Below are 26,146 nucleotides of genomic sequence, written 5' to 3' on the forward strand. Positions count from 1 at the left end.
ACAAGTGGGTCTTCGAGGACTTCACAACATACACCTTCGCGGAAAGACCACTTTCCGCTGGACAAGCATCATAGGAGAAACGCGATGATTACAAGACGTCAAATCCTCGGCGGTGGCGCGCTCCTTGCAGGAGCGGCCGCATGGACGAAAACCTCGGCGATGGGGCTTCCCGAGGCGCCGATCATGGAATCGCCCGACATGCAGCCGCCGCTGTTCCCAACCAGCGGGCCGGACTACCAGCCGGTCGTCACCCTCAATGGCTGGACCCTACCGCACCGCATGAACAACGGCGTCAAGGAATTTCACCTCGTCGCCGAGCCGGTCGAGCGCGAACTGGCGCCGGGAACCACGGCCTATCTCTGGGGCTATAACGGCCAGTCGCCGGGCCCGACCATCGAGGCCGTTGAAGGCGACCGCGTCCGCATCTTCGTCACCAACAGACTCCCCGAGCACACGACCATTCACTGGCACGGCCTGATCCTGCCCAACGGCATGGACGGCGTGACCGGTCTGACGCAGCCCGGCATCCCACCCGGCAAGACTTTCGTCTACGAATTCGACCTCGTGAAGAGCGGGACCTTCATGTACCACCCGCATGCCGACGAGATGGTGCAGATGGCAATGGGCATGATGGGCTTCTTCGTCATCCACCCGAAGGATTCGTCCTTCATGCCCGTCGACCGCGACTTCGTCTTTCTCCTCAACGCCTATGACATCGAGCCTGGCTCCTACGTTCCGCGTGTGATGGAGATGACCGACTTCAATCTGTGGTGCATGAACAGCCGGGTCTTCCCGGGGATCAGCCCTCTGGCCGTCTCGAAAAACGATCGGGTGCGCGTGCGCGTCGGCAATCTGACGATGACCAACCACCCGATCCACATGCACGGCTACGATTTCGAGGTGACCTGTACGGACGGCGGCTGGGTCAGGCCCGAGGCGCGCTGGCCGGAGGTCACCATCGACATTCCTGTCGGCGCCATGCGGGCTTACGAGTTCGATGCGAAATATGAGGGCGACTGGGCGTTCCACTGCCACAAGTCGCATCACACGATGAATGCGATGGGCCACGATGTGCCGACGTTCATCGGCGTCGACAAGACCGAAGTGACGAAAAAGATCCGACGCGTGCAGCCCGAATACATGCCCATGGGCAACCGCGGCATGGCGGACATGGGCGAGATGGAGATGCCGCTCCCCGACAACACCATCAAGATGATGGAGGGGTGGGGACAGTTCGGCGCCATCGAAATGGGTTCGATGTTTTCGGTCGTGAAGGTCCGCCAGGGTCTGTCGGCGACCGACTATTCCGATCCGGGCTGGTACCAGCATCCGGAGGGAACCGTCGCCTATGAGTGGACCGGGGACACTCCCGCTCCGGTCAAATCCGGTGACGCAAAAACGATGACCCCGGCAAATCCCCACGGCGGTCACGGCAATCAGGGATAAATCCACCCGAGATCAACGAAAGGAACGACATGAAACGACTAATCATGGCCGTCGCTTCGATGGCGGCACTCACAAGCATCGCATATGCCGGCGGCAATCATGCCGACGGCCACGGTGAAGCCGATATGATGGCGATCGGCAAGCCAGGCGAGGCCGCCGCGGCGGGGCGGTCCGTGACCATCACCATGAAGGAGAATGACGACGGTGCGATGGTCTTCGAACCCGCCTCACTGAAGATCGAGGAGGGCGAGACCATCCGTCTGACGTTCGTCAATGAGGGCGAACTGGAGCACGAGTTCGTCATGGACGTCCATGAGAGCATCTTGGAGCACAAGGCGCTGATGGAGAAGTTCCCCGAGATGGAACACGACGACCCGAATGCCGTTCGCCTTGGTGCCGGTGCAAAGGGGGAAATCGTCTGGACCTTCGCCAAGGCCGGGGAGTTCGAGTTCGCCTGCCTCATTCCGGGGCACTACGAGTCCGGAATGAAGGGCGACATCATCGTCACCAACTAGTACCCATCTGAACAGGAGAAAAAAATGAAGCTCATTGCAAAGCTGATTGCAGCTCTCGCGCTGACGGGCACCCTCGCCGGGACAGCCCTCGCTGCCGAATACACCAAGGGTGAAATCAAGAAGATCGATACCGCGCAAAAGAAGCTCACCATCAAGCATGAGGAGCTGAAGAACCTCGGTATGCCGGCAATGACGATGGTGTTCGTCGTTGCTGACGATACACTTCTTGAGAAAGCCAAGGCGGGTCAGCCGATCGAGTTCGTCGCCGAACGGGTGAACGGGCGCCTCACGGTCACCGAGATCAAGTGAGCTCCAGGTTGCTGCAAAGATCTGCACCTTCCGACCCTGTTGGGTGCATAGCTGAAAAAGTCATCAAACGACATTGTGAAAGACAGAAAATGCAGAAAGCACTGATCCTTGTTACGACCCTCATTCTTGCGAACACCGGGGCCGCTGCCGCTCGTGACTTCACGCCGAGCGAGCCAAACTCTGCTCCCGAGAGTGCGACAGCGTTCCATCCGGTTGACAACCAACAGACGGTCGACAGAGCAATTACGTCAAGCGTCCACGCGGTGAGCCCCTCCGCTGCGCAACGGTTTAAGCTGAGTGAACCAGATTCAGCGCCGGACGTCGCGGCCCCGGTTCCCTCGACCGGCCACCCCCGTGCGGTCGATGTACAGGTCACGTCGAGTGTTCGATCCGTTGGATTCTCCGCTGCACAGGGTTTTGGACCCAGTGATGCAAATGATCTAACGGGGCCGCGGTATCAGATCAACCGCTAGGCAAGCACGCGTCGGAGGCGCACTGCCTCCGACGCATATTCCGGCACGCCGCGGAGTATCCAATTCCGTCAGGACACGGGCGCCCCGCAGACAGTGCGCCAGAGGTCTTCCTTCCAGCTGATTATGTCCGGGGAGACTGAAGTTGCCCCGACAGCATAGTCGAGTCCTCCGACAAGGACCTTGGCCGGGGCGCTGCATCTTACGCGCGCGCCATGACTCACAGAATCCTCATAAATAACGGCTCCCGCTGCATCCACCTCGGTCAACCTGATCATCACATCAAAGTCGTAGCTACCGTCTGCCGACAGTGTTTTGTCGGCCACACTGAGGTTCACCGCTGTTGCATCCGGGAAATAGGCCGTATGAAATACCATAGGTTCCGCTGCTGCGGCGGTCGTTGTGATCAGAGCGCCTGCCAGAAGAGATTGCACATACATTGTCTCCTCCCTGGATCTGCAGGAGACACCATAGCACATCTGGCGCCGAAAAACGCGGGTTTCGGATCAAGAGTGTTGACCCTTCCCGCGGCGGAGAGGTCCAAACAGAACCATATGTGCGCAGCTGGCGGGGACGAAAGCACTGCCGGTTGGCATCCTTCGATCAATGCCGAGGCTGCAAGCAGGCCGTCCTACGACCGACGAGCAAGACGACGCGGGTCGCAGCAAAGCTCAACCCCGCTCTGTCAGTCAGACCGGGGTTGAGCCGTTCTATGTCATCTTACGTGTCGACGTCTGCTTCTGCTACGGTGATCGGTCCGTGCATGCCGGCTTCGTAATGGCCGGGGACATTGCAGGCAAATTCAAATCGCCCGGTCTTGGAGAAGGTCCAAATCAGTTCTCCCGTCTCACCTGGCTTGAGGAACACGGCGTTGGCGTCGTCATGATCCATCATGCCGGACGACGACGCCATCATCTCCGTCATTTTGGCGCGATGTTCCGCCTGCGTGGCCTGATCGCCGATCGTGAAGTCGTGATTGAGCTCGCCGCCATTCTCGATCACGAAACGGATGGTCTCGCCAGCGCGTACTTGCAAGCTGTCGATCCCGTAGCTCATCCCGTCCGCGGTCAATTCGATGGTACGGTCGACTTCAGCGGCACTGCCCGGTTTACCGAAACTCACGGTGCCATGCCCGGCATCGGCCCAAGCGACAGATGCATGGGCGAGAAGCGAAGCACTGAAAGCGGCGAGAATGGGGAGGCTGTGAATGGAAATTTTCATCATGACAATCTTTATCCTGAGTTTGACGAGTGGATGTCGGTCAAAGCTGAGAGAACAGCTCTGACATGCGTTTCTTTGCCTTGGGAGGGAGCTTCTCTGCGGCGGCCGCGGCCGCATCGAGATTGGCTGGATCGCCGACCACGACAAGAGCGACCATGCCCAGGCCAACATGCGGGGTGCATTTGATGCCGTAGACACCCGGCTCGGTCAGGGTGATCTCGCCATCCTTGTTGAACGGGACATTGATCGGCTCGGCACCGGAGGGAAGCATGCCGTCTATCGAGACCGCATTGTGCCCTTTGTCAGTGGCGGCGATCCTCAGCGTATCGCCGGGCTCGATCCGAACCAACGGCGCGGAATAGACGAACCGCTCATCGCCCTTTTTGTTCAGCATTTCGATAGTCGCCGTTTCCGCCGATGCCGAAGCAACACCAGCCACAGCTGTGGCGGCGGCGCACAACAAGGCTGCTCGCATGCGTTTTGCGCGCATTTCATTCTCCATATTCATTTGTTCGGTTGAACATCGACCGCTCGACAGCTGCGTTTTGGACGCGCCGAACGGCCGCTTCTAGAGGGATGCGTGGATCAGCCCCGCGGCACCGGCGGGTCGATTCCTGGTAAGAATCGGCGCAGATCGCGCTCAGCAAGCGACAGAGCAAATCCGCCCGAGCTACCCGCCAGTGCGGAATCCGGGACTGGCTTTAGAGCCAGCAGCGCGTGCGCACAGGAAATTTTCGCTGAGCAATGACCAGTGCTTTGTCCCCGCGGATGGCTGTGGGCGTCACCCTGCGTTTGGGCAGTCGCCACTGCTGCCCCGCCCATATGCCCATGTGCGATGGCAGATATCTGGGTTGCGATCAATCCCAGGACAATCATGAACGCGAGGAAAATCTGCCGCATGCTTGGGGGAACGCAATCCCTTGTTCATTTCATCATGGTTCGGCTCGCTACCAAACAGCACGAATGTGATAAGAATGTGTAAACTCGACGCTTGTTGTGTCCCCGAGCTCGCATGTTCTCATGGTCCCTCCGGTTCAGGAATGCCGGTAGACAGCGAGAGCGTGACGGGTACAGGATTGGGATGAATCGGAGGGAGGTAGAGGGATACCGTCGCGCTTATAGGTAACCGCGACCCACTCGATGTCGCATAGCTCCCGCGTGACACTCGTCCTCAGCGGCGGTGCATTAGCCGTGCCTCGATCCTTCCAGGAGATATCGACAAAGTGAAGCCACTGCCAGGATCAATATCAGCAGCACCAGGAAGCCTGCCGCCGACATCAGAGCCATTGCGAACCAGTTCTCGATTCCGCAGTCGGTAAGCGTTGCCAGCATGGATTTTTCCTCCTCGCACTCGCACAGCCTTCACCTGCCTTCAGGTCAACCTGTGCTCATGATCCGTTGATCCGGAGCCCGGCTGCGCGGCACCGCAACAATCCTCAAGTTTGGCGTTGTTTCTCAAGCAGTTGCGCCACTCCTCAATGTGGATCCGTAGCGATTTTCGGCATGAAAGCCGGAACCCGCCTCGAGTAAATGGAATACGCTTCGCCAAACTCAGCCGACAACTCATCCTCCTCCTCGCGCGCAAGGTGCACATACATGCCCACAAGCACGGCGGACATCGCGATGATCAGCAATGTCGGCCGCTGCAGGAGGAAGCCGAACATAATCAGCATGAAGCCGACATATTGCGGATGGCGGATGTGAGCATAGGCACCTGTCCTGGCCAGTGCATGTTGTTGCTGTACGGCATGGAGAACGTGCGATGCCGCCGAAATCAGGACAAGGCCACTCGCAATCAGCGCATAGCTCATCAGATTGAATGGGCCGAAAAGCGGATTGGCTCTCCAGCCGGCCAGCGCGTCCAGCGGATGCCCGACGTTCCGCGAAAGCCAGCCAATATCGGCGAACCGATTTTGCAGCGAGGCGGCCAACAAGTCGTCCGAAAGAGGCGTGCCATACATCTCCGTGAAATGCACAATAAGGAAGACGCTGAAGGCACCGAACGAACACCAGTCTCGCAGCGTTTGCGGCCTAAAGAAATAGAAGGTGAGGACAACATAGATCGCCACATTCACTACCATGAGGGACCAAAAGCCATAGCCGTACGTCTGATCGTTCATGACCGAGATTCCCGTACTGATTGCGTATTCCGCTCCTATGACCGCCTTGACCACGAACCGTTGGTTTGATCCGAGCCGACGCTTGCGAACATCACTCGCGGGCCTCTCCGCACCCAAAATGTCGCGCGCATCTGGCTTTCTGTTTGAACCTCGGCAAGGCACTTCGCCGAAGAGCAATTTCTCGACGATGTCCTCCGCGGCAAACCCCAACTGCCGGCTGTTCGGGTGCCAATTCCCGGCCGGAAAACAACTTCGTTGCGATGGGAAGCCACTCGGTACAATCGGACATCTGTCTTGTTCTCCAGTTCGGCTAACGGGATTTCGACCGGCTCCGCAGCCGCGCCTTGCGAACGAGGCCCTCATATTGATGCGCCAGCAGATGGCCCTGCACCTGCACGACCGTGTCCATGGTGACGCTGACAATGATGAGCAGAGACGTGCCGCCAAAGGAGATCGACATTCCCGTCCGCGCCACAAGAGCTTCGGGTAGGAGCACCACAAAGACCAAATAGAGTGCTCCGAGCGCCGTCACGCGAGTCAGCACGTGATCGATGTGTTTTGCAGTGCGTTCTCCCGGCCGGATTCCCGGGATGAAGCCGCCATGCTTCTTCAGGTTATCGGCCGTGTCCGACGGGTTGAACACGATGGCGGTGTAAAAGAAGCAGAAGAAAATAATGAGGAGCGCATAGATCACCATGAACAGCGGCTGGCCGCGGCCCAGCAGCGCCGTCACCGTGGTCAGCCAATCCGGCCCCTGTCCGCTGGTGAAGTTGGCAACGGTGATTGGCATCAGAAGTAGCGACGAGGCGAAGATCGGCGGGATAACGCCGGCCGTGTTGAGTTTCAGCGGCAGGTGTGAGGAATCGCCCTGGAATAGCCGGTTCCCCACCTGGCGCTTCGGATACTGGATCAGGATTCGCCGTTGAGCTCGCTCCACAAAAACAATGAAGGCGACGATGGCAATCGACGCAGCTAGAACCGAAAGGATCAGACTGGTCGAGAGCGCGCCCTGACGGCCAAGTTCGAGGGTTTGCACGATCGCTGTGGGTATCTCTGCTACGATACCCGCGAATATGATCAGCGAGATTCCGTTTCCGACGCCCCGCTGCGTGATCTGTTCACCGAGCCACATCAGGAATACCGTGCCGCCTGTCAGCGTGATCACCGTCGACAAGCGGAAGAACCAGCCTGGATTGACGACCACATTGCCCGCTCCCTCCAGACCGACGGCAATTCCGTAGGCCTGCACCATGGCCAGGAGCACCGTGCCATAGCGGGTGTACTGGTTGAGAACCTTGCGGCCTTGCTCGCCCTCCTTCTTGAGCTGATCGAGCTGTGGAGACACCGCCGTCAACAGCTGAATGATAATCGCGGCCGAGATGTAGGGCATGATGCCCAGTGCGAAGATCGCCATACGGCCCACGGCGCCACCGGCGAACATGTTGAACATGCCCAGAATACCTGTGGACTGTTGACGAAACAGTTCTGCTACGGCGCCCAGATCGATGCCCGGCAATGGGATGTAGGTACCCGCCCGATACACGATCAGCGCGCCGAGTGTGAACCAGATGCGTTTCTTCAGCTCGGTCGCCTTGGCGAGCGCGCCGAAGTTCAAATTGGCGGCAAATTGTTCAGCTGCGGATGCCATGCTTGCCCTTCCGACAAACAGGTGCCGGCCAAGTCGGTGCGAAGCGTCAGTTCACTTTTTGGTGCGGCCTTGCTCGTCTTCTCCAGCGAGACGGCACTCAACGCCGCGTCTCGCAGTAACTCGGACAGCCTGAAGCATTGGCCTGGAAAGCGCGGCCTGACGCAGGCCACGCTATCCTGCACGCCCCGTAGAGGCTCACGTCACATGTAAAGGGAAGCTATTGGCGGCCGAAAGTAGGGCCAGGGACCAGCGCCAAGAAGAAAGCGGGCATCACCGTTGAACTGTTTTTTGCCAAACATCAGGAGGGCAACGGTGCCAAATGGGGCGTATGTCAATGAACACCCGTCCACGCCGAGACATGACGCTTCACCTTGAGGGGAATAACCATTGCTGTCCTCGGTTACGCCGTGGTTTTCAATCTCAATTGCGGCGTCAGACATCTGAACGACCACATCGGTGCGTAGTGGTGCGTCGACGACTGGAGTGGCATGCAGCGCTCCACCGAACAGCACAAGCATGCAAAGGCCGATCGCCGCCTCACGCAACAATCGACGCCAAACTCCTGCGCCGAGAGCGTGAGTTGCCCTCGCCATTCGCTTCATTAGCCAGTGGAGTCCTGACGAATGTCGAGTTGACCGATGCAAATCAACGCCTTTTCCAATATCGCCACGAGACAGTGGCCTAGTTTGGTGCTCACCCCGATTTGCTCGCAATCATTATGTACGCCTGCGAGACGTCGCGCACAACGCCATCAAGGAAATTGTGAATGCATCGAAAATCACGGGCCGTTTGCCAGAGGGGGCATGTTCTCCGCCTCCGACTATCGCCTCCGCAATGCGATCAATTCATCATGTCGTCCGCGCCACTACAGGTGCCACCGCGCCATTATTGAAACGACCGTCATGTTCATTGCACGACCACCTTCGTGCCGACTGGCACACGCTCGTAGAGATCGATCACATGGTCGTTCAGCATGCGAATGCAGCCGTTTGAGACCGATTTGCCTATCGAAGACGGCTCGTTGGTGCCGTGAATGCGGTACATGGTGTCGCGATTGCCGCGATAGAGGTAGAGCGCGCGCGCACCGAGGGGGTTGTTGAGGCCGCCGGGCACGCCGTTGGCATAACGCGCGTATTTGCCGGGCTCCCGCCGGATCATATTGTCGGTCGGCCGCCAGCTCGGCCATTTGGCCTTGCGGCCAACCACTGCCTCACCGCGAAATACAAGTCCGGCTCTGCCGACCCCGACGCCATAGCGAACGGCGTCTCCGCCGAGAAGCGTGAAATAAAGAAAGTAGTTGCCCGGATGGATGACGATCGTTCCGGGCGCATAATCCGGGAACGGAACGATCTGCGGTTCGAACTCTCGATCCAGCTTGAACGGCTTTTGCGCCGTCGCCTCATGCGCGATTGCCGGCAGGGCGTTCGCCAGTACGCAGAGGCCCGATCCGAACACAAGTTGTCTTCTTGTGGGCATGACTATCCCCTTTTTCCGATCATGAACACTCCGGCTCACGTCTGCGGGAGACCGGATCTCTCAATTTCAGACCAGGATCGGGGGACGGAGGAGTAAATGCCTTGCTTCGACCCGCGGCAGGGAGTGCATAACAGGGTCCGGCAACGGTATGTCAGCCTTGAGAAGGGTGTAGGCCCGCAATGGCAAGGCAGTGCACTCGACCACGCAGTGTTCATCGGACAATTGCTCGGCGGCCGGCCCGTCGGCACAGCAGTTTGAATTCAATGACGGATTTTCGGTAGTGGCAGTGACGATAGGGCGGCCATTCCCAAGCAAAAACCTTCCGGCACTATTCGCATTGGCTCCTACTGCAGCCTGTGCGAGCGGGCTATGGAAGCCAGCAAACAGTACCAGCACAATGGTCAAAACAGCGCGACGCATGGCATTCTGATAGCGCCAAAAAGCTAAGAAAATGAATATTGCCGCCCTCAACAAGACCTTAGCGATACGTGATTGCGGATTTGGTACGCGCTGGTTCGGTTCTTGCGTTGTCGCAAGGAGGTTTGAACGGTGTGATCGCCGGCAGCCGCTTCGCCCCACACCGCAACATATGCCGAGAGGATGAGCCTGTGTGAGTGGTCAAGCACATCGCAAAACTCTGGAACGGCGCTGCTATGCATTTGGCGTTAAATTCTCGAGAGCGCCACGCCTCGCGATTGGCAATTCGGCGAGATCGCCTTTGGCGTCCCACGCGATGTATATGAGATCCTCCTTCACTGGGTTGCCGGGATCGGTTGGACGCCTTCGGTCGACGCATGATTGGCGCCCGCAGCGACCGGCGGGCGGAACTTCTTGAGTCGGAGCGCATTGCCTAGGACGAAGACGCTGGAGAACGCCATCGCGGCAGCGGCAAGCATCGGCGAAAGCAGAATCCCGAATGCTGGGTAGAGCACGCCTGCCGCCACCGGGATGAGCGCGGTGTTGTAGGCAAAGGCCCAGAACAGGTTCTGCCTGATGTTCCTGAGCGTGCTGCGGCTCAAGCCGATGGCGTTGGGCACGCCGGTCAATTCGCCCGACATCAGCACCACATCCGCACTTTCGATTGCCACGTCCGTGCCGGTGCCGATGGCAATGCCGACATCGGCTTCCGCGAGTGCTGGTGCATCGTTGATGCCGTCGCCGACAAACGCCAGCTTTCGCCCCTTTTCCCTGAGCCTATGCAGCGCCTCCACTTTGCCGTCCGGCAGCACCTCGGCCGCGACCTCGTCGATCCCAAGCCGCCTGGCAATGGCCTCCGCCGTGTGTCGGTTATCGCCGGTGATCATCGCTATCTTCAGACCGAGCCTGTGCAGCGCCTCGATCGCTTGGGGCGTCGTCGGCTTGATCGGGTCTGCTACGGCAAGAATCGCCGCAAGCCTGCCGTCAATCGCCGCATAGAGCGGCGACTTACCCTCGTCGCCAAGTCGCGCGGCTGCATCCGCAAGGCGCGCTGTATCGATATCGAAACGGGCCATCAGCCGGTCGGCCCCGACCGCAACCGTGCGGCCGCCGACCGTGGCGCTGACACCGAAGCCCGGTATGGCTTCGAACATTTCGGGGGTGCCAATCGCCAGACCGACCTCCTTGGCCGCTTCCACGATCGCCTCGCCGATCGGATGTTCCGACCGTGTTTCGACGGCGGCGACCAGTGCCAGCACCGTCTCGCGCTCGAAGCCGTTCTCGGTGACGAGGTCGGTCAGTTCCGGCCGACCCTTGGTCAGCGTGCCGGTCTTGTCGAGCGCAATCACCTCTGCCTGGCGCAGCGTTTGCAGGGCTTCGCCATTGCGGAACAGGATGCCCATCTCTGCGCCGCGGCCGATGCCGACCATGATGGACGTCGGCGTGGCCAGTCCCATGGCGCATGGGCAGGCGATGATCAGCACGGTGACCGCCGCCACCAGCGCGAAGGTGAGCGCCGGCTCCGGCCCGAAGCCGAACCAAACGAGGAACGTGATCAACGCCACACCCATCACCGCCGGCACGAACCAGGCCGTGACCTTATCGACCAACGCCTGGATCGGTAGCTTCGCCGCCTGCGCCCGCTCCACCATCTGGATGATCTGGGCCAGCATCGTGTCGGCGCCGACCTTGGTGGCGCGGAAGGAAAACGAGCCGGTCTTGTTGATCGTGGCGCCGACAACCGTGTTGCCGGCGCCCTTGGCGACGGGCATCGGTTCGCCCGTGATCATGGATTCGTCAACAAAGGACGAACCCTCGGTCACCTCGCCGTCGACGGCGATCTTTTCGCCGGGTCGCACGAGAACCAGGTCGCCGACCTTGACCTCATCGAGCGGCACTTCGACGGCTTCGCCGTCGCGCAGGATTCTGGCCGTCTTGGCCTGGAGGCCCATCAGCCGCTTGATCGCCTCGCTGGTGCGGCCCTTGGCGCGCGCTTCCAGATAGCGGCCGACCAGGATAAGGGTGGTTATCACAGCGGCGGCCTCGAAATAGACATGCCGCGTGCCCTCCGGCAGAAGACCGGGCAGGAAGGTCGCGACCACCGAATAGAGCCAGGCCGCTCCGGTCCCAAGCGCGACCAGCGAATTCATGTCCGGGGCACGGCGCACAAGTGCTGGAAGGCCTTTCTGGAAGAAGCGCAGCCCGGGCCCGAACAGGATTACAGTGGTGAACACGAACTGGAGATACCAACTCGCCTGCATGCCGATGCGGTCTACAACGAAACTCTGGAGCGCGGGGATCAGATAGGTCCCCATCTCCAGCGCGATGACGGGCACGGTCAGGACAGCGGAAAGCATGAGGGCACCCGCCAGCTTCCCCGTTTCGCGTTCGCGGGTGTCGGCCTCATGATCAACGGGCTCGTCCGGGACCACGCGCCGAGCCGCATAGCCAGCGCGGGCGACCGCGGCCTCGAGATCGGCAAAGGCAACCGCACCGGAAACGATCTGCACCGATGCCTTTCCGGTGGCGAGGATCACGGCAGCGTCGGCAACGCCGGGCACGGCCTTGAGGGCGGTCTCGATTCGATTGACGCAGGAGGCGCAGCTCATCCCTTCGATCGAAAGGTCGACGCTTTCGGTGCCAACCGCATAGCCGGCCTCCTTGATTGCCCGGATGACGGAATCCGCGTCCGGCGGCCCGGAAAAGGCGACGTCGGCGCGTTCGGTCGCGAGATTAACGGCGGCGGACTGAATGCCGGGAACGGTGGAAATGGCTTTCTCGACACGGCTGACGCAGGAGGCGCAGCTCATGCCCTCGATGGCAAATCCGAGTTGGCCGGCTTCGGCGCGGCTGGCTGGAGTTTTGTCTTCTGATGCGATCACGGACGCCAAAGCCGTCACTCCTCTTCGCTTGATCGCAGGAAGAGATAAAGGTTCCAGCGATGGTAAGGTCAAGGGCCAAGGGAAACATTCGATGGGCCTCGAAGTTGTGGTGTAGCCATGTGACGATCGGTCTCTCAAAGTGGTGATTGGCAGTGGAACGCAAATTCCCTATATTGCCAATGTGATGAAATCCGTCCGCTGCCTCTTAGCTGCTCTGTTGCTCCTCGCTTTCGGGGGCGGGACGGTTTTGGCTACCACACAGAACGGCGATATGATTCAGCCTGCCATTGAAGCGTCGGTCGACCAGCCGATGCCGAGTGGCTGCAACGACTGCGGTGGCAATGACAAGGCGATGACCACAGCGGCATGTTCTGCTCTTGGAACCTGCATGCAGGCCGTCGATCCTGTTATCGCAAGCACGCTGCCGCGGCCAGACTCGGTTGTCTATCCGGCCGTTGCTGAGCGCATCACGGGCTTCGAGGGTTCACCCGAGCCCTTCCCTCCCAAAGCATACATTTTCGCTTAGGACGGGCCTCACCGCTCGACTGAGGTGATTTCCCCGTCCGTGTCCGGGTGAGCACGCATTGTCGTGCCTAACCTTTTTGGACCGTATCCGTCGCAGGCACGCGCCTGTGAGGAAACAATCCAATCAGCGAGGATGGGATGCCTTCCAATTCTCAAACAGCGCGCATTCACGCGAGCACCCCGTCAACCCTTTCGGGGGAGCCGATCGACAGTGTTGATCCGCCATCCATCCGGCGTCGCCGTCTGATAGTCGCGCTGCCGGTCGGCGTCTTTGTGGCGCTTGCGGTCGTACTCGGATGGGGGCTGAGCCGCAATGCTCAGATCATTCCCTCGGCCCTGATCGGCAAGGAGGTGCCGGAATTCAGCCTGCCGCCGGTCCAGGGGCGTACCCTTGGCCTGTCGAGCGCCGACCTCAAGGGTGAGGTTTCGCTCGTCAATGTGTTTGCGTCTTGGTGCACGGCCTGCCGGGAGGAGCATCCTGTCTTCATGGAGCTCAAGCGGATCGGCGCCGTGCCCATCCACGGCATCAACTACAAGGATCGGCCGCAGGATGCGGAAAAATGGCTCAACACCATGGGCGATCCCTATACCCGCACCGGTGCGGATCTCAATGGCCGGGTGTCGATCGACTGGGGCGTCTACGGCGTGCCTGAGACCTTCGTGGTCGACAAACAAGGCCGGATTGCCTTCAAGCATGTCGGTGCCGTCACACCGGAAGCTTACCGGACGAGCCTCGCTCCGCTGATCGAGGAGCTGCGGAAATGAGAAGCGGGGGAGTGCCATGCGCATAACGACCGCCGCCATAATAGCCGCAACGGCGCTACTCCTTATGGGCGCCGTTTATCTGTATCTCATAGCACAACAGCCCAACCATCCTGTGGTGTCGAGCACACCGCCTTCCGCAACCACTGTCAATGCAGGCGGCGATAGTACCTTCGTGCTGCACGAGAGGCCGCAACCGGTATCGGAACTTTCCTTCGTTGACGGTGATGGCCGCGAGATGTCCCTGGCAGACTTCCGCGGCAGAACGATCCTGCTCAACATCTGGGCCACCTGGTGCGTGCCATGCCGCGAGGAAATGCCGGCACTCGACCGGCTCCAGGCCAAGCTCGGCAGTTCCGATTTCGAAGTCGTCCCGCTATCGATCGACCGCGACGGGCTCCCCAAGGTCAAGGCCTTCTATGAGGAGCTCCGCCTTAAAGCAATCGGCATCTATGTCGATGCCTCCGGCAAGGCGGCCTACCGGCTCAATACGGTCGGCATACCCACGACCCTGCTGATCGATCCCGATGGCCTGGAAACCGGGCGTCTGGTGGGGCCTGCCGAATGGGACAGCCCGGAACTGGTCAATCTCATCCAACAACAACTCGAGAAGACGCCCGACGAGGCGAGTTGAGCAAACGCTGGCGCATTAAAGAAGAGGACCACACATGGACAATTCCGTATCTGAAACATCGTTGAGCGGCGATATCCTGCGCTACCTGCGCTACCAGCTCCGCGGTCGACGCGGGGTGATCGTCGCGGCAATCGCAGTCGGCGCCCCTGCACTGTGGCTCGGATGGCCCTGGCTGGTGGTGGCGGGCGTTGCGCCCGTTCTGCTCGCGCTCGCGCCATGCGCCATCATGTGTGCGCTTGGTCTTTGCATGCGGCACGTCGCCTCCGGCGCAAGCGGCACCGAGGCGAGCGGTTCAAACCTCGCCAGCGGCGAAGCGAGCTGCTGCTCGAAGCCGCAGTCGGTCGACGAGACGGCCGTTTCGATGACGGCAGACAAATCGGCTGAGGGGTCTGCGGAGCCAGTGCCCTCAGAAGCTCCGCTTCCAGCCAATTCGAACTTGGTTGACGATTCCAAGGACGCTCAACCCGAGGAGACCGAACCTTTGTCCGGTGCGACCATCAAACAAAAAAAGGAGACGTTCCAGTGAACAGGATATCGAAAACCATTGCGATTGCAGCCGGCCTTGCGGGAGTTGCCGCCGCCCCGATCGCCTTTGCACAGGATGATGCGGAAACCAGGCCACCGGATCAGTCACCGGGCATGCAGGAGATGATGCAGGGCGGCGGCATGGGGATGATGCCGATGATGGGCATGATGTCCCAGATGAACGAAATGATGAGCACCTGCAACAAAATGATGCAGGCCATGATGCAGGATATGCCTTCCGAGGAGAGCGAGAAGCCCGACAACAAGGGCTAGCCGCAAAAAGGGAGGCGGATCGGTCGGCCGACCGATCCGCCTCCGCTTGCCGGCCAAGGAGAACGCCATGAAATTTCTCATAGGCCAGTTTGCTGCCACCGCGGCCGTCGGTGCCGCGGTTGCGCTGGCTCCGCCCGTTGCCATGGCGCACTCGCTTAAGGACGTACAGCAGGATCTCTTCGACAAGGAGAGATATTTCGAAAGCAGAAGCGAACCTGCATCGGAATTTGCGCTTCAGGATGCCGCCGGCAATCCGGTCGATCTGGAAGGCCTTCGGAGCAAGGTCGTTGTCTTGCACTTCATCTATGCCGGCTGCCCGGATGTCTGCCCGCTGCATGCCGACCGAATCGGCGAGGTCCAGGAGATGGTGAACGAGACCCCGATGAAGGACCGGGTGCAGTTCGTCACCATCACCACTGACCCGGAGCGCGATACGCCGGAGGTGCTAGAAGGTTATGGCCCGGTCCACGGCCTCGATCCGACGACGAATTGGGTCTTTCTGACGAGCGGTCCCGACAAGCCCGAGGACACCACTCGTAAGCTCGCGGAGAAGTTCGGCCACAAGTTCATCGTCAGCGATGGCGGGTACCAGACGCATAGCGTCGTCACCCACATCATCGATCAGAACGGCCAATGGGTGGCGAATTTCCATGGTCTTGGCTTCGAGCCGACAAACCTCGTGCTCTTCATCAATGGCCTGACGAACGCCAATGTCCCCCATCACGAAGAGCCAGCCTCGCTGTGGGACCGCGTCCGCTCGCTCCTCCAGGAATCAACAAGAAACACAAGCAACTAAGGAATTTCGCATGAAACGTCGCATGTATCCCGCGATCATCGCTGTAACGCTGGCAGTGGCCATCGCTGGCGGCACTGTCGGTTGGTTGAGCCAAGCCAGCGAACGCATATCCCTTGCCGAGGTCTCTCACATTCACGGGATTGCGGTCGATCCGGCCGATCCGCAGCGGCTTTATCTCGCTACTCATTACGGGGTTTGGCACACCACTCCTGATGGCATGGCGGAACGGATATCCGACAACAGCAACGATTATATGGGTTTTTCTCCGCACCCGAGCGAAGCCGACGTGTTCTTCGCAAGCGGGCATCCGGCCAATGGCGGCAATATGGGCGTAATCGTTTCACGAGACGGTGCCCGGAACTGGCAACAACTGGCGAGCGGCGTAGACGGGCCGGTCGACTTCCACGCCATGGATGTCAGCCCGGCCGATCCCAATGTGATCTACGGCCTTTACCGCGAGGTGCAGGTCAGCCGGGACGGGGGCAAGAGCTGGGAGGTTGTCGGGTCGCCGCCCGCCGACGTGTTCGATCTCGCCGCGTCTGGCGTCAAACCGGATATGGTCTACGCCGCGACCCGAAGCGGGCTGATGGTCAGCGTCGACGGTGGCATGACTTGGAAGACGACGGGGACTGAGGGACGGCCGGCAAGCATGGTCGAAACTGCCCCGGATGGCTCGGTCTATGCATTTGTTCTGGGCTCGGGCTTGATGAAGGCGCCGGCCCAGGCTCTCGCTTGGCAGCCGGTGGCCAACGTTTTCGGAGAGCAAATCCTGCTCCACCTCGCAGTCGATCCCAGCGACCCGAACCGCATGTTCGCCGTCACGGATAAGAGTACGATTCTGACCAGCACGGACGGCGGCAAGAACTGGGCCGCTTTGAGTTCGTGAGGCGAAGGCTGAATATGTATAGCGGCCAACAACTGCCCGGAGCTGCCCTTTCCGAAGGTCGCCGGAACAGCCCCGAACTTGCGTGGCGGCGGAAACGCCGAACGGCCATAATGCTTGCCGGCCTCGGGCTTGGCATGGTGGGGATGAGCTTTGCGGCGGTCCCGCTTTACCGCCTTTTCTGCCAGGTCACGGGCTATGGTGGAACAACCCAGGTCGCGGCGGCAGCGCCGACGAAGCAGTCCGAGCGACGGGCAACCATCCGCTTTGATGCCAATGTCGCCGCCAACATGGCATGGGCGTTCAGCGCTCCGAAACCGGTCGAGCTTGCTCTCGGTGAGACCGGAGTGGTGGCCTACACGGGGCGCAATCCGACCAATCGGCCCATCCTCGGCACGGCCACCTACAACGTCGTGCCGGCCCAAGCTGGAAGCTATTTCAACAAGATCCAGTGCTTCTGCTTCACCGAACAACTGCTGATGCCGGGCGAGGAGAAGGAGTTTCCCGTCACCTTCTTCGTCGATCCGGCGATCGAAGACGATCCGGACCTGGCTTCAGTCACCACCATCACGCTCTCCTACACCTTTTTCGACAAGGGGCCGGAAGCCCTGGAAAACTACATGGCCTCCCATGGGATCAAGGCTGCTGAGCTGAAGGAGCAAGAGCGATGAGCCACTCTTACGTCAAAAGGCCAGCCGTTTCTGCCTTGCCATTCGTTTCTGATCGGAGCCTGCCTCATGTCTAAGCCAACCGCCGGCCTTGCCGCCGCGATCGCTCTTTCAGTCCTCGCCATGCTCTTCTCCGGGCTGGCGCTGCTTTTTGCCACCGGACTGCTCGATAGCGCGAGGCCGGTCCCAAGCAGTTTCGACGCGCAGGTACGGCAGTATCTCCTGCAAAATCCGGAAATCGTCGTCGAATCCCTGCAACGGCTGGAAAATCGCCGGCAGCTCGCGGATGCGAACGAGTTGCAGACGCTGATCGCGGAGCGGCGCGACGACATCTTCAACGACGCCGCGGCGCCAACGGCTGGCAATCCGGAAGGCGACGTCGCGCTGGTGGAGTTCTTCGATTACAATTGCCCGTATTGCCGCAAGGCGGCCCCCGATATCCAGCAAGCCGTCGAGGATGACCCCAATCTGAAGCTGGTGTTCAAGGAATGGCCGATCCTGGGGCCGGGGTCCGAATTCGCCGCGAGGGCGGCGCTCGCGTCCCACAAACAGGGAAAGTACGAGGCGTTCCATCACGCCCTGATGGGCTTTTCCGGCCGGGTCAGCGAGAGTTCGACCCTGACCATAGCAGGCGATGTCGGCCTCGACGTTGAGCAACTCAAGCGGGACATGGAAGACCCGGCCATCGCAGACGCCATCGCGCGCAATCGCGCGCTCGCCAACGATCTGCGCATTACCGGCACGCCGACCTTCGTGGTCGGCGATGAAATCATCCGGGGGTTGGTCGACCTTGCCACGCTGCAGCGCTTCATCACCGATGCGCGCGAAAAGCCCGAGGGTTGATACGGTGTTCGAGATCTCCAACATCGGCATTCTGACGGCGCTTGCGGCGGGCGCGATCTCATTCCTCTCACCGTGCGTATTGCCCCTCGTGCCGGGCTATATCTCCTATGTCGCCGGCAATGCGGCCGTCGCCGGCGGACCATACCGGTCTGTCGGCAGCCGGCTTTCAACACTGCTTCTCAGCACCTGGTTCGTTCTCGGTTTCTCGACCGTCTTCGTGGCGCTAGGGGCGAGCGCCACGGCGATCAGCCGCCTCCTTCTGGCGTACCGCTACGAGACCAACATACTCGGCGGGGCGATCATCATCGTCTTCGGGCTGTTCATGACCGGCCTAGTGCGGTTGCCGTGGTTTCAGCAAGAATTTCGCTTTCATGGCAGCCTGGCCGGCGGCCGGCCGCTCGGCGCCTATGTTCTCGGTCTCGCCTTCGGCTTTGGCTGGACTCCCTGCATCGGACCGGTTCTCGGGGCGATCCTCACCGTCAGCGCGCTGTCCTCAACCGCGTCGAACGGGATCGCACTGCTCAGCATCTATTCGGTAGGCCTCGGCGTTCCCTTCCTGCTGTCGGCTCTGTTCACCGAAAGCCTCACCAAGCGGCTGAAAGGCATGAAGCGCACCGGACGCCTGCTCCAGATCGCGGCTGGCGTGATCATGATCGTCATGGGCGTAGCGATGATGACCGGCACAATGACGACGTTCTCGTTCTGGCTGCTCGAGCAGTTCCCCATTCTCACGAAAATCGGCTGAGGAGGATATCGGTATGACCGGAAATTCGTGATCGCGTCAGACGTTCATCGGAGCGATGATGATCGCCGTGTCCGGGCCTGGAGCGACATTGCTTCCGCAGAGCGGCCTGCTGCCGGTGCCGGCAACGACGCGTTCAAGCAGCATTTCGAATATCTGAGTGAAAATGGCAATAGCAATCGCTCCCGCCAGTTCATTGACTCAATGGGCCATCGCCACCCGAGCAGGTGACAGGTCATCCGGAAGCGGAAAGGAGACGCGCTATGAGCATAGAAGCCAAAATTTCCAGCTCAGACCCGCCAGCATCGACAAACCGTCGCGATTTTCTTCATATCACAACGGGCACGGCGGCAATTGTCGGCACGGCGGCAACGCTGTGGCCCTTTATCGACAGCATGCGGCCATCTGCTGATATTAGCGCCGTCGCAACGATCGATGTGGATCTCACCTCGATCGAACCTGGCCAGCGCGTTACCGTCAAATGGCGAGGAAGGCCCGTCTTCATCGTCCATCGGACAGAGGCTCTCATCGCACAGGCGCGCGCGGACGACGCCAACCCGAATCTGATCGACCCGGCTCCCGACAGCACGCGGGTTCAGCGGCCCGAATGGCTGGTCGTCGTCGGTGTCTGTACACATCTCGGTTGCATCCCGCTTGGCCAAAGCGACGGCGATCCGCGCGGTCCTTTCGGCGGCTGGTTCTGTCCGTGCCACGGTTCGATCTATGACAGCGCCGGTCGGGTCCGGAAAGGTCCAGCGCCGCGCAATCTCGAAGTGCCGCCATACGTTTTCCAAGACGACCTCAGGGTACGGATTGGCTGACACACCAGAACGGCTGAAGAATTAATGCAGGTGTATATTACAACTATATAAGCTTTCGTCAGATAAACCGCATTTAGAGATCGAAATCATGAAGCGACAAGGGGACTAATTTTCGCCCAATTTGGAGAACGAAAATAAAAAATCTGAGATAAAAATGAAAACGGGACGGAGACTGACCATGAATGCGAGTGCATTTCAACGAGCGAATCTCCTTGACCGCAGGAGATTTCTTCGCCTCAGCGGTAGTACCGCTTTGCTCGGACTGGCTGGCTGCGCGACCAATCAAGTGCCCCATTCATTCGTCCAGGAGTCGGTCTCGGGGCTATCCACGGAGGGCGGTTTTGGTCCCGGAGCGGCACCCGACATTTCATACTACGCGTCAATGTATGCGGCGCGCCCCAACGAAAGATTTTCGCTTCCCGCTATCCCAGTCGAACGCATCGACCCGATTTACTTCAGGCAGCTGGTTGATGATCCCACCGGCGAGCGGCCGGGGACGGTGGTCGTCGATACCGCCCATCACTTTCTCTATCTGATCCGCGAGAACGGCAAGGCGATGCGCTATGGCGTCGGTCTCGGCCGCGCCGGCTTTGAATGGGCCGGTCGCGGTGTCATCCAGTACAAGCGCGCCTGGCCGCGCTGGACGCCGCCCGACGAAATGGTTGCCCGCCAGCCCGAACTTGAGCCCTACAGCATCGCCAATGGCGGCATGGACCCGGGCCTCACCAATCCGCTTGGAGCACGCGCGCTCTATATCTTCCAGAATGGCAAGGATACCCTCTACCGCATTCACGGTTCGCCGGAATGGTGGACAATCGGCAAGTCCGTGTCATCGGGCTGCGTCCGCATGTTCAATCAAGATGTGATCGATCTCTATGAGCGTGTCCCCAACGGCACGCCGATCCTGGTAACCAGCCTCGGCTCGACTACGCCAGATCTGTTGGGTTGAGCGTCTTCTTTAGCTTGCTTCACGCCACGGCAGGGCGCCTGCGCCTGCGCAGGTGCTTTCCGAGCCGATAGGCAAGAAGCACGGCGACGATCGCGAAATAGACGAGCGGCTCCATGGGCCAGGACTTCACCACCAAGAGATAGTGCACGGCGGCGGCCGCGGCGGCCAGATACACCCAGCGGTGAAGCTTTGCCCAAGCCCCTCCCAGGCGCCGCACCATGCGGTCGTTCGAGGTGACGGCAAGCGGCACCAGGATGGCGAAGGCCAGCATGCCGAAGGTGATGTAGGGGCGCTTGACGATGTCGGCTGCGATCGCCTGCAGGTCGAGCCGGTAGTCGATCAGCATGTATGTCGTGAAATGCAGAAGGGCATAGTAGAATGTCAACAGCCCCAGCGTGCGCCGGTAGCGCAGAAGGCTGATGCCCGTTACGTTGCGCAGCGGCGTCACCATGAGCGTGGCGATCAGGAAGCGCAACGTCCAGATACCGAGTTCCTGTTCCAGCGTCCTGACCGGATTTGCGCCGAGCTGGTTCGTGAACCCCAGATAGAAGACCCATACGGCAGGCGCGAAGCCGACCCAGTAGAGGGCTGCGCGCAACAGACGGAAGCGCAGCGCTTTGGACAATCTCGGCTTCCTCGCGACGTCAGTGATCTGAAGCATCAGTAGAACTTGGTGAGGTCCATGCCGGCGTAAAGCTGGGCCACCTGGTCGGCGTAACCGTTGAACAGCAGCGTCGGCTTGCGCTTGGCGAAAATCCCCTGGCCGATCGGCAGTTCTGTCGCCTGGCTCCAGCGCGGATGGTCCACCTCCGGATTGACGTTCGAGTAGAAGCCGTATTCGCGCGGGTTCTGCTTGTTCCAGGAGGTCGGCGGCTGCTCCTCCGTGAGCGTGATCCTGACGATTGACTTGATGCTCTTGAATCCGTATTTCCACGGCACGATGAGCCGGATCGGCGCGCCGTTCTGGTTGGGCAGGGTCTCCCCGTAGAGACCGACCGTAAGGATGGTGAGGGGATGCATCGCCTCGTCGAGCCGCAGCCCTTCCACATAGGGCCAGTCGAGCACGTTGAAGAAGGCACGCAGGCCCGGCATCTCGTCCGGCCGCATCACCGTCTCGAAGGCGACGAACTTAGCGCTGCCCAAGGGTTCCACCCGGTTGAGCACCTCCGAGAGCGGGAAGCCGACCCACGGGATGACCATGGACCATCCCTCCACGCAGCGCAACCTGTAGATGCGCTCCTCCAGCGTCACCGGCTTCAAGAGGTCTTCAAGGTCGAATTCGGCCGGTCGCGAGACGAGGCCGTCCACCTTCACAGTCCACGGCTCTGTGGTGAGGGTGTGGGCTTTTTTCGCCGGGTCTTCTTTGCCAGTACCGAACTCATAGTAGTTGTTATAGTTCGTGATGTGTTCGAGCGCGGTCGGCTCCTCGTCGGTCGACAGCGGCCTGGGCGAGGCTTCAAGCTGCGCCGCCTCCGCGCCCCGTGGCGCCATGGCGGCGGAAAGCCCTGCGGCGGCTGCACCCAGCATCAGGCTGCGACGGTTGAGATAGACGTCCCGCGGCGTGATCTCCGACGGACGGACGATTGGTGCATGCGAAATTATCATCGATGAATCCCTGAGATGGCGATCTCCATGGAAGCCTGGCCATATAGTAACATCGGGCCCGCTTCTGGAAATTCATATCTGCACACGATGTCGTGTCTGTGGCCGCTTCTCGTTGGCCCGGACCCGGGCATCACCAGTATTCAAAGTGCAGCCTGGACCAGGGGCACCATCGGCAACTCTTCGGACGACAAATCTTCTCCAGCTTACCGGGCTCGCACGCTCTCTTGGCAAAATCCCCAATTGACTCGCGTGGCTGCCGGCTTTGACAGCTTGCGCGCGACATGGTTGGAGAGGCAGGGGGTGATCGCCGCACTGACGTACAGCTTCTTGGCTCTCGGCTTTTCAGTTCGGCGACCTGGCCATGATGAGTATCCAGCGCACATAGACGAGTTCACTCACGAGCTCGATCATCGTCTGCGTGACGACGACGGCCGGAACGAGCGGCACACCGCCCGGGACCGCAAAGGCGAGTGGAAGGATGACGAGCGAGTTGCGCGTGGCGGCGCTGAACGCCACGGCCCGCATAGCGCCAAGGCCAAGGCGGCCGCTGCGCGCGGCGATCCAGCCAAGCACGGGCGCCACGACGGCATAGGCCAGGTAGATCGGCGCCGCGGTCAGCGCCGCGCTCTCTCCGATCTTCGGCATGACGGCGGCCAGGACGAGGAAGAGCACGAGGGCCGTTGCCGGCACCGGCAGCAGGCCGAGGGCAGTCAATGCGCGCTCGCCGGTCGCTGTGCGGGCCGCCCCCAGAGCTGCAAGCCCGCCGCCAGCAGCAACGGCACGGCGATCAGCCACAAGAAGGCGTGCAGGAAGGGCCTCACTGGAGAAAGCCTGCGTCGGGACCAGAAGCAGAAGGCTTGACATAAGCGCCTGACGAAATGACAACAATCACTGCCAGCAGAGCCCCGGTCCCCTTGGGGGCGCGATCATCTCGGAATCCAGGGGCGCAATCAAATCGGAACGAAGGGGCGGCTTCCTCGGAATCGGCATCCTGCTCTCATTATTCCACGCTCGGCCTTGGTGGCGTATATCCAGGCGAGCATCTGCGCTTTCTGACCGGTGTTGAAGCGCCGAACGGCCAGTTGCTGATCACATGGTCGGGATCGTTCATATACCTCGCAATGGTCCGCCTGTGACCGTGGAACGTTGCGTCCAGTCGGGTCACTCAGAGGGGAAATGAATCAATTGGTGCGGAACAGGCAGTCCACTTGGAGGCATCATGTTCGCGCGATGCCAAGACTATTGTCGGTGAAAGGTTGCGGTCGATGACGGATCACGTGCAGGGCGGGCATGGTGGACACATGCCATCGAGCGGGCGTGGGATGGCGATCTCGGCCTGGCTGACGGGTGTGTATTTCGTCATTGAAATGGGTATCGGCTTGTGGACCGGGTCGGTCGCAGTGATCTCTGACGCCTTCCATACCTTCTCGGCGGTGGGCGGTGTTCTGGTGGCCATCGTCGCAGCGCGGATGGCTCGCCGTCCGGCCGATGAGGATCGTAGCTTCGGCTGGTATCGGGCGGAAATTATTGGTGCGCTGGTCAATGGCGGCTTTTTGTTGGGCATGGCGTTGATCGTGATAGCGATGGGCGCAATGCGGTTGACCGATCCGATCGACTTGCCCACGGGACCGATGCTCTTGGCCGCCGCAGGTGGACTCCTCACCGAGTTCATCTCGCTCGGCCTTATCTGGAAGCAGAGTCGAAGCGACCTGAATGTGAAAGGCGCGCTCTGGCACATCATTCAGACCTTTGTGGGCAGCCTGATCATCATTGTCACCGCGCTTGTCATTTATTTCACCGGATTCCTGCTGATCGATCCGATCTTGGGGACGGCGTTCGGCTTCGTTCTGCTCTGGGCGAGCTGGGGCATCCTGCGTGACGCCACCCATTTGCTAATGGAAGGGACACCGGCCGATGTCAGCCTGCCCGCGGTGACCAAAACACTTGAAGGGGTCGACGGGGTTGCTGATGTGCATCACGTACACGCTTGGGCGCTGACCAGCGGACGCTATGTGTTCTCGGGTCATCTGAGGGTCAAAGACGGGACAGACCCGCAGGCGGTGCTGAAAGCGGCTCACACCGAAGTTAAAAAGAAATTCGGCTTCTTCTTCGTGACTTTACAGGTCGAAACCGCCTGTCTCGACGAATCTGGCGCCGAGGCCATCGATGTTACACCTCTGGCAGATGACGGCAGTGGGCGATGAAGGCCGTTAGTGAACACGAATGTTTGCTGCATATTGTGAGTCAACGCCTCGCTCGCCTCCTTGATACCGCTCCCCGCAACCGTTCCGGTCGTCCACGACGCGCCCGTTGAAGAGAGGATGTGGTCCAAAGTGGTCAATTGGATCCGCTGTGTCGCTTCCCCAGATCTCCGTCGTGACTTTCGGGAGTATTGGTGCCTGATCCCGGCATATAGCCCCGCAACACATTGTACTGTTTGATCTGGTTGTCGGTAAGAAGAGGTGGCGTCGAAAGGTGACGGGACAGATGAACAAAACGCAGATCAGCTCGCGCAGCCGCTGCATTGTCGACCAGGACACGGAGTTGTTGTGTGTCCAACTGCCCTCTGGCGAAGGCATTTTCTATTGCCCACTCCGCGGCGATGAACCTGTCGCCCGCAGCTATGGCCTCGGTCTTCATCTGGGAATAGATAACTTCGATTCTTGCGACCTGACCGGCTGAAAGCCCAATTTCGTCTTTCAGCGCCAGCAGATGGGACGGACCAGGAAGGCCGTTGAGCTCGGCCGGCAGCGCAAAACTCCAACCGGCACCCTTCTTCAATTCAGCAATATCCTCTCCGGAAAGGCTCTTGATCTTCCGGCTTTCAAAGCCGGCATATGGTGACGTCTGCCTGGAATGCTGATGATCCTGTGCCAGGAGGTTGGACGGAATCATGGTCAGCAGGAAGAAAATTGCGGCAAGAGGGGTGCGCAGCATCAGAGAACCTTATTCGTCATTGTCCAGATGCCAACCAAGTGGCACAAATCCAACTTCAGACATATGATTGAAATCATGTCCGATTGCATCGCACGACTTTTCAGCGGAGGTGCTGAACACCGGCTGGCCGCATCTGACCCGCTTTTTCATAGCGGTGACCGCGTAGGTCACATGTTTTTGGTGATCGACGGTGAGATAGGTTTGAGTCGCCAAACCAGCATGGGAACCGCGCTGCGCGTGCAGACGGCGCGACCGGGCCAAGTGTTGGCCGAAGCGTCTGCATATTCGGATGTCTATCACTGTGATGCGCGCGCAAATGCCGAATCAACGGTGTCCTGCATTTCTGTCGGGACCTTCCGGTCGCGGCTCAACCGGGATCAGAGTGCGTCAGATGCTTGGGCCGCGCATTTGGCCCTTGCTGTTCAATCCGCCCGGATGGGGGCTGAGATCAGAACCTTACGGACCGTCGCCGAACGTCTGGACACCTGGTTGGGCGAAAAGGGGAAACTGCCCGAGAAGGGAGCGTGGACGGATCTTGCAGCAGAACTGGGTGTAAGTCGCGAGGCGCTTTATCGTGAACTAGGAAAGCGGCGGCGCCGCAAGGGACTGTCGGATATTTTGTGCCTGAGGCCCGTTTCCGTCACTGGCTGACGAACCTTTCGCCGAATGCGACGGCGAA

At 60.1% G+C, this 26,146-nt stretch carries 30 protein-coding genes; 17 read left to right on the forward strand and 13 right to left on the reverse strand.

Translation table 11 applies throughout. From position 1 onward, the window contains the following. Nucleotides 1-84 precede the first annotated feature (84 nt). The 3 genes from NYR58_RS18220 to NYR58_RS18230 are packed head-to-tail and all read left to right on the forward strand — an operon-like array spanning nucleotide 85 to nucleotide 2,270. Complete coding sequence (locus NYR58_RS18220; protein WP_261522612.1) at nucleotides 85-1,446, forward strand: multicopper oxidase family protein; 1,362 nt, start codon at nucleotides 85-87, stop codon at nucleotides 1,444-1,446. 29 nt (nucleotides 1,447-1,475) lie between these two features. Then, on the forward strand, nucleotides 1,476-1,961 hold the full coding sequence (locus NYR58_RS18225) for a cupredoxin domain-containing protein (RefSeq protein WP_261522584.1): 486 nt from the start codon (nucleotides 1,476-1,478) through the stop codon (nucleotides 1,959-1,961). A gap of 24 nt (nucleotides 1,962-1,985) precedes the next feature. Then, nucleotides 1,986-2,270 carry a copper-binding protein gene (locus NYR58_RS18230; protein ID WP_261522585.1) on the forward strand — a complete coding sequence of 95 codons (285 nt, stop codon included), beginning with the start codon at nucleotides 1,986-1,988 and terminating at the stop codon, nucleotides 2,268-2,270. Nucleotides 2,271-2,811: 541 nt separating this feature from the next. Here NYR58_RS18230 and NYR58_RS18235 read toward each other — a convergent pair. The 9 genes from NYR58_RS18235 to NYR58_RS18275 all read right to left on the reverse strand — a co-directional run bounded on the left by NYR58_RS18235 (nucleotide 2,812) and on the right by NYR58_RS18275 (nucleotide 12,501). Further along, nucleotides 2,812-3,180, reverse strand: a complete 369-nt coding sequence (locus NYR58_RS18235; protein ID WP_261522586.1) for a hypothetical protein — start codon at nucleotides 3,178-3,180, stop codon at nucleotides 2,812-2,814. A gap of 280 nt (nucleotides 3,181-3,460) precedes the next feature. Then, nucleotides 3,461-3,964, reverse strand: a complete 504-nt coding sequence (locus tag NYR58_RS18240) for a cupredoxin domain-containing protein (RefSeq protein WP_261522587.1) — start codon at nucleotides 3,962-3,964, stop codon at nucleotides 3,461-3,463. Between the two features lie 37 nt (nucleotides 3,965-4,001). Beyond that, nucleotides 4,002-4,451, reverse strand: a complete 450-nt coding sequence (locus NYR58_RS18245; protein ID WP_261522588.1) for a pseudoazurin — start codon at nucleotides 4,449-4,451, stop codon at nucleotides 4,002-4,004. Between the two features lie 695 nt (nucleotides 4,452-5,146). Continuing rightward, nucleotides 5,147-5,293, reverse strand: coding sequence for a hypothetical protein (locus NYR58_RS18250; RefSeq protein WP_261522589.1), 147 nt, complete (start codon nucleotides 5,291-5,293; stop codon nucleotides 5,147-5,149). A gap of 143 nt (nucleotides 5,294-5,436) precedes the next feature. Further along, the gene (locus NYR58_RS18255; RefSeq protein WP_261522590.1) at nucleotides 5,437-6,081 is read right to left on the reverse strand and encodes a methyltransferase family protein; all 645 of its coding nucleotides are present in this window, start codon (nucleotides 6,079-6,081) and stop codon (nucleotides 5,437-5,439) included. A gap of 310 nt (nucleotides 6,082-6,391) precedes the next feature. Further along, nucleotides 6,392-7,729, reverse strand: coding sequence for a preprotein translocase subunit SecY (gene secY, locus NYR58_RS18260; RefSeq protein ID WP_261522591.1), 1,338 nt, complete (start codon nucleotides 7,727-7,729; stop codon nucleotides 6,392-6,394). Between the two features lie 200 nt (nucleotides 7,730-7,929). Next, on the reverse strand, nucleotides 7,930-8,277 hold the full coding sequence (locus NYR58_RS18265) for a hypothetical protein (RefSeq protein WP_261522592.1): 348 nt from the start codon (nucleotides 8,275-8,277) through the stop codon (nucleotides 7,930-7,932). Nucleotides 8,278-8,635: 358 nt separating this feature from the next. Next, nucleotides 8,636-9,205 (reverse strand): L,D-transpeptidase, encoded by a 570-nt coding sequence (locus NYR58_RS18270; protein ID WP_261522593.1) that lies wholly within the window; start codon nucleotides 9,203-9,205, stop codon nucleotides 8,636-8,638. A 752-nt stretch (nucleotides 9,206-9,957) separates the two neighbouring features. After that, nucleotides 9,958-12,501, reverse strand: a complete 2,544-nt coding sequence (locus NYR58_RS18275) for a heavy metal translocating P-type ATPase (RefSeq protein WP_261522613.1) — start codon at nucleotides 12,499-12,501, stop codon at nucleotides 9,958-9,960. 142 nt (nucleotides 12,502-12,643) lie between these two features. Between NYR58_RS18275 and NYR58_RS18280 the strand changes: the two genes are divergently transcribed. From NYR58_RS18280 to NYR58_RS18335, 12 genes are all read left to right on the forward strand, one after another. Continuing rightward, nucleotides 12,644-13,030 (forward strand): hypothetical protein, encoded by a 387-nt coding sequence (locus NYR58_RS18280; RefSeq protein ID WP_261522594.1) that lies wholly within the window; start codon nucleotides 12,644-12,646, stop codon nucleotides 13,028-13,030. 137 nt (nucleotides 13,031-13,167) lie between these two features. Further along, complete coding sequence (locus tag NYR58_RS18285; RefSeq protein ID WP_261522595.1) at nucleotides 13,168-13,794, forward strand: DsbE family thiol:disulfide interchange protein; 627 nt, start codon at nucleotides 13,168-13,170, stop codon at nucleotides 13,792-13,794. A gap of 16 nt (nucleotides 13,795-13,810) precedes the next feature. Continuing rightward, entirely contained in the window at nucleotides 13,811-14,425 is a 615-nt protein-coding gene (locus NYR58_RS18290) for a TlpA family protein disulfide reductase (RefSeq protein ID WP_261522596.1), read from the forward strand. A 34-nt stretch (nucleotides 14,426-14,459) separates the two neighbouring features. Continuing rightward, nucleotides 14,460-14,951: a hypothetical protein gene (locus NYR58_RS18295; RefSeq protein WP_261522597.1), complete on the forward strand. Its 492-nt coding sequence runs from the start codon at nucleotides 14,460-14,462 to the stop codon at nucleotides 14,949-14,951. After that, nucleotides 14,948-15,223: a hypothetical protein gene (locus NYR58_RS18300; RefSeq protein ID WP_261522598.1), complete on the forward strand. Its 276-nt coding sequence runs from the start codon at nucleotides 14,948-14,950 to the stop codon at nucleotides 15,221-15,223. The genes NYR58_RS18295 and NYR58_RS18300 overlap by 4 nt, the downstream gene beginning before the upstream one ends. Before the next feature lie 67 nt (nucleotides 15,224-15,290). Further along, the gene (locus tag NYR58_RS18305) at nucleotides 15,291-16,019 is read left to right on the forward strand and encodes an SCO family protein (RefSeq protein ID WP_261522599.1); all 729 of its coding nucleotides are present in this window, start codon (nucleotides 15,291-15,293) and stop codon (nucleotides 16,017-16,019) included. A 10-nt stretch (nucleotides 16,020-16,029) separates the two neighbouring features. Then, a complete protein-coding gene (locus NYR58_RS18310) occupies nucleotides 16,030-16,905 on the forward strand; it encodes a WD40/YVTN/BNR-like repeat-containing protein (protein WP_261522600.1) in 876 nt (291 codons plus the stop codon). A gap of 32 nt (nucleotides 16,906-16,937) precedes the next feature. Continuing rightward, nucleotides 16,938-17,573 (forward strand): cytochrome c oxidase assembly protein, encoded by a 636-nt coding sequence (locus tag NYR58_RS18315; RefSeq protein ID WP_378074740.1) that lies wholly within the window; start codon nucleotides 16,938-16,940, stop codon nucleotides 17,571-17,573. Nucleotides 17,574-17,693: 120 nt separating this feature from the next. Further along, nucleotides 17,694-18,413 carry a DsbA family protein gene (locus NYR58_RS18320; RefSeq protein ID WP_261522602.1) on the forward strand — a complete coding sequence of 240 codons (720 nt, stop codon included), beginning with the start codon at nucleotides 17,694-17,696 and terminating at the stop codon, nucleotides 18,411-18,413. Continuing rightward, the gene (locus NYR58_RS18325; RefSeq protein ID WP_261522603.1) at nucleotides 18,388-19,158 is read left to right on the forward strand and encodes a cytochrome c biogenesis CcdA family protein; all 771 of its coding nucleotides are present in this window, start codon (nucleotides 18,388-18,390) and stop codon (nucleotides 19,156-19,158) included. Before NYR58_RS18320 ends, NYR58_RS18325 begins: the two co-directional genes overlap by 26 nt. A gap of 260 nt (nucleotides 19,159-19,418) precedes the next feature. Then, a complete protein-coding gene (petA, locus tag NYR58_RS18330; protein WP_261522604.1) occupies nucleotides 19,419-19,976 on the forward strand; it encodes a ubiquinol-cytochrome c reductase iron-sulfur subunit in 558 nt (185 codons plus the stop codon). 178 nt (nucleotides 19,977-20,154) lie between these two features. Beyond that, entirely contained in the window at nucleotides 20,155-20,925 is a 771-nt protein-coding gene (locus NYR58_RS18335; RefSeq protein WP_261522605.1) for a L,D-transpeptidase, read from the forward strand. Nucleotides 20,926-20,944: 19 nt separating this feature from the next. Here the strand turns inward: NYR58_RS18335 and msrQ are convergent, their stop codons facing one another. The 3 genes from msrQ to NYR58_RS18350 all read right to left on the reverse strand — a co-directional run bounded on the left by msrQ (nucleotide 20,945) and on the right by NYR58_RS18350 (nucleotide 23,325). After that, entirely contained in the window at nucleotides 20,945-21,550 is a 606-nt protein-coding gene (gene msrQ / locus NYR58_RS18340; protein ID WP_261522606.1) for a protein-methionine-sulfoxide reductase heme-binding subunit MsrQ, read from the reverse strand. 35 nt (nucleotides 21,551-21,585) lie between these two features. Next, a complete protein-coding gene (gene msrP, locus NYR58_RS18345) occupies nucleotides 21,586-22,530 on the reverse strand; it encodes a protein-methionine-sulfoxide reductase catalytic subunit MsrP (protein WP_261522607.1) in 945 nt (314 codons plus the stop codon). Nucleotides 22,531-22,872: 342 nt separating this feature from the next. Next, nucleotides 22,873-23,325, reverse strand: coding sequence for a bile acid:sodium symporter (locus tag NYR58_RS18350; protein WP_261522608.1), 453 nt, complete (start codon nucleotides 23,323-23,325; stop codon nucleotides 22,873-22,875). Nucleotides 23,326-23,795: 470 nt separating this feature from the next. On the opposite strand from NYR58_RS18350, the gene NYR58_RS18355 reads away from it, so the two are divergent. Then, on the forward strand, nucleotides 23,796-24,734 hold the full coding sequence (locus NYR58_RS18355) for a cation diffusion facilitator family transporter (RefSeq protein WP_261522609.1): 939 nt from the start codon (nucleotides 23,796-23,798) through the stop codon (nucleotides 24,732-24,734). Between the two features lie 133 nt (nucleotides 24,735-24,867). Here the strand turns inward: NYR58_RS18355 and NYR58_RS18360 are convergent, their stop codons facing one another. Then, the gene (locus NYR58_RS18360) at nucleotides 24,868-25,467 is read right to left on the reverse strand and encodes a hypothetical protein (RefSeq protein ID WP_261522610.1); all 600 of its coding nucleotides are present in this window, start codon (nucleotides 25,465-25,467) and stop codon (nucleotides 24,868-24,870) included. A 75-nt stretch (nucleotides 25,468-25,542) separates the two neighbouring features. On the opposite strand from NYR58_RS18360, the gene NYR58_RS18365 reads away from it, so the two are divergent. Beyond that, entirely contained in the window at nucleotides 25,543-26,118 is a 576-nt protein-coding gene (locus NYR58_RS18365; RefSeq protein ID WP_261522611.1) for a Crp/Fnr family transcriptional regulator, read from the forward strand. Nucleotides 26,119-26,146: the final 28 nt, after the last annotated feature.

The organism is Chelativorans intermedius, assembly GCF_025398255.1.
GTDB classification, from domain to species: Bacteria; Pseudomonadota; Alphaproteobacteria; order Rhizobiales; family Rhizobiaceae; genus Chelativorans; species Chelativorans intermedius.

Excerpts from the sequence above, each read along its gene's own strand:
- NYR58_RS18255 (WP_261522590.1), bottom strand. The coding sequence starts at position 6,081 with ATGAACGATCAGACGTACGGCTATGGCTTTTGGTCCCTCATGGTAGTG.
- NYR58_RS18285 (WP_261522595.1), top strand. The coding sequence starts at position 13,168 with ATGCCTTCCAATTCTCAAACAGCGCGCATTCACGCGAGCACCCCGTCA.
- petA (WP_261522604.1), top strand. The coding sequence starts at position 19,419 with ATGAGCATAGAAGCCAAAATTTCCAGCTCAGACCCGCCAGCATCGACA.
- NYR58_RS18305 (WP_261522599.1), top strand. The coding sequence starts at position 15,291 with ATGAAATTTCTCATAGGCCAGTTTGCTGCCACCGCGGCCGTCGGTGCC.
- NYR58_RS18295 (WP_261522597.1), top strand. The coding sequence starts at position 14,460 with ATGGACAATTCCGTATCTGAAACATCGTTGAGCGGCGATATCCTGCGC.
- NYR58_RS18325 (WP_261522603.1), top strand. The coding sequence starts at position 18,388 with ATGCGCGCGAAAAGCCCGAGGGTTGATACGGTGTTCGAGATCTCCAAC.
- NYR58_RS18290 (WP_261522596.1), top strand. The coding sequence starts at position 13,811 with ATGCGCATAACGACCGCCGCCATAATAGCCGCAACGGCGCTACTCCTT.
- NYR58_RS18235 (WP_261522586.1), bottom strand. The coding sequence starts at position 3,180 with ATGTATGTGCAATCTCTTCTGGCAGGCGCTCTGATCACAACGACCGCC.
- NYR58_RS18240 (WP_261522587.1), bottom strand. The coding sequence starts at position 3,964 with ATGATGAAAATTTCCATTCACAGCCTCCCCATTCTCGCCGCTTTCAGT.
- NYR58_RS18355 (WP_261522609.1), top strand. The coding sequence starts at position 23,796 with ATGACGGATCACGTGCAGGGCGGGCATGGTGGACACATGCCATCGAGC.
- msrP (WP_261522607.1), bottom strand. The coding sequence starts at position 22,530 with ATGATAATTTCGCATGCACCAATCGTCCGTCCGTCGGAGATCACGCCG.
- NYR58_RS18360 (WP_261522610.1), bottom strand. The coding sequence starts at position 25,467 with ATGCTGCGCACCCCTCTTGCCGCAATTTTCTTCCTGCTGACCATGATT.
- NYR58_RS18220 (WP_261522612.1), top strand. The coding sequence starts at position 85 with ATGATTACAAGACGTCAAATCCTCGGCGGTGGCGCGCTCCTTGCAGGA.
- secY (WP_261522591.1), bottom strand. The coding sequence starts at position 7,729 with ATGGCATCCGCAGCTGAACAATTTGCCGCCAATTTGAACTTCGGCGCG.
- NYR58_RS18365 (WP_261522611.1), top strand. The coding sequence starts at position 25,543 with ATGTCCGATTGCATCGCACGACTTTTCAGCGGAGGTGCTGAACACCGG.
- NYR58_RS18270 (WP_261522593.1), bottom strand. The coding sequence starts at position 9,205 with ATGCCCACAAGAAGACAACTTGTGTTCGGATCGGGCCTCTGCGTACTG.
- NYR58_RS18250 (WP_261522589.1), bottom strand. The coding sequence starts at position 5,293 with ATGCTGGCAACGCTTACCGACTGCGGAATCGAGAACTGGTTCGCAATG.
- NYR58_RS18225 (WP_261522584.1), top strand. The coding sequence starts at position 1,476 with ATGAAACGACTAATCATGGCCGTCGCTTCGATGGCGGCACTCACAAGC.
- NYR58_RS18310 (WP_261522600.1), top strand. The coding sequence starts at position 16,030 with ATGAAACGTCGCATGTATCCCGCGATCATCGCTGTAACGCTGGCAGTG.
- NYR58_RS18245 (WP_261522588.1), bottom strand. The coding sequence starts at position 4,451 with ATGCGCGCAAAACGCATGCGAGCAGCCTTGTTGTGCGCCGCCGCCACA.
- NYR58_RS18335 (WP_261522605.1), top strand. The coding sequence starts at position 20,155 with ATGAATGCGAGTGCATTTCAACGAGCGAATCTCCTTGACCGCAGGAGA.
- NYR58_RS18320 (WP_261522602.1), top strand. The coding sequence starts at position 17,694 with ATGCTCTTCTCCGGGCTGGCGCTGCTTTTTGCCACCGGACTGCTCGAT.
- NYR58_RS18230 (WP_261522585.1), top strand. The coding sequence starts at position 1,986 with ATGAAGCTCATTGCAAAGCTGATTGCAGCTCTCGCGCTGACGGGCACC.